1 protein-coding gene (only partly in view) is annotated in these 1257 nt (G+C 62.5%); it reads right to left on the bottom strand.

From position 1 onward, the window contains the following. Positions 1-1257 carry part of the coding region annotated (locus C0623_03520; protein ID PLY02650.1) for a hypothetical protein on the bottom strand (this coding region is incomplete at its 5' end). 923 nt of the annotated region lie to the left of the window's left edge, so 1257 of the 2180 annotated nt are shown.

The raw sequence follows: 1257 nt of genomic DNA, 5'->3' as shown, positions 1-1257 counted from the left end.
AATCCTGATCGAGGGTATCGGCCCGGCCGGAGCTGGCATTCTTTGTGCCCGGAGCAATTCCGATGGAACCGTTGCCACTGCCGTTGCCTTTACCTGCCGGTGACGGCATCGCCAGCTGGGCTTTCTTCAGGTTGGCCTGGTGATCTTCGGCGGTCAGGTGCTTGCGCGCCGCGATCTGCCGACGGGCGTTACCGACGTTGAAGAACGAGATCATCTCGCCAAGCTGCTCCGACTGGCTGGAGAGCTCCTCGGCCGTACTCGCCATCTCTTCGGAGGCCGAGGCATTCTGCTGGATGACCGTATCGAGCTGCTGAATCGCTCTGTTGATCTGCTCGGCTCCGGCGTCCTGCTCGCGGCTGGCCGCGGCAATCTCCTGCACCAGCTCAGCGGTCTTCTGGATCCCCGGTACGATCTTCTCCAGGGCAGCGCCGGCCGCTTCGGCGACATCGACACTGCTGACCGACAATTCACTGATCTCGGCCGCGGCGATCTGGCTGCGTTCGGCCAGTTTGCGGACTTCGGCGGCAACGACGGCAAACCCTTTGCCATGATCGCCGGCCCGGGCCGCTTCGATCGCGGCGTTTAGGGCCAGCAGGTTGGTCTGCCGGGCAATCTCTTCGACGATATTGATCTTGTCGGCAATATCACGCATCGCGATAACGGTGCGCGAGACCGACTCGCCCCCTTCCCGGGCTTCGGTTGCGGCCTGGGTGGCGATCTTTTCGGTTTCAAGGGCGTTGTCGGCGTTCTGCCGGATGTTGGCGTTCATCTGCTCGACCGAGCTCGAGGCCTCTTCGGCCGAGGCGGCCTGCTCACTGGCACCCTGCGACATCTCTTCGGAGGAGGCGCTCATTGCCTGGGCACCGCTCGAGACGTTTTCGATCGAGGCCATGACCTGGCCGATGGTATCCTGCAACACTTCGACCATCTTGCGTAAGGATTTGCCGAGCACATCCTTGTTCGAGGCAAGCTTGACATCGACGGTCAGGTCGCCCTGGGCGATCTTGTCGGCCATGTCGGCCTGCCCCTGCAGGCTGGCGGCCATAACATCGAGGGCATTGCCGAGCTGACCGATCTCGTCGGCCCGGTCCATGTTCATCCGCACGGTAAAATCGCCCTGGCCGATCTCTGTTGCCAGGCCAAGAGCCTGGGCAACCGGGGCGGTGATCGAACGGGTGACAAAGAAGGCGATCACGGTACCGACCGCGGCGGCCAGAAGCATCATCACGATCATCAGCATGTTGGCCTGTTCTTTCG

Source organism: Desulfuromonas sp. (assembly GCA_002869615.1).
Classification (GTDB): domain Bacteria; phylum Desulfobacterota; class Desulfuromonadia; order Desulfuromonadales; family UBA2294; genus BM707.
Note: the sequence above shows the minus strand (reverse complement) of the source record. Positions and strands in the feature narration are given on the sequence as shown.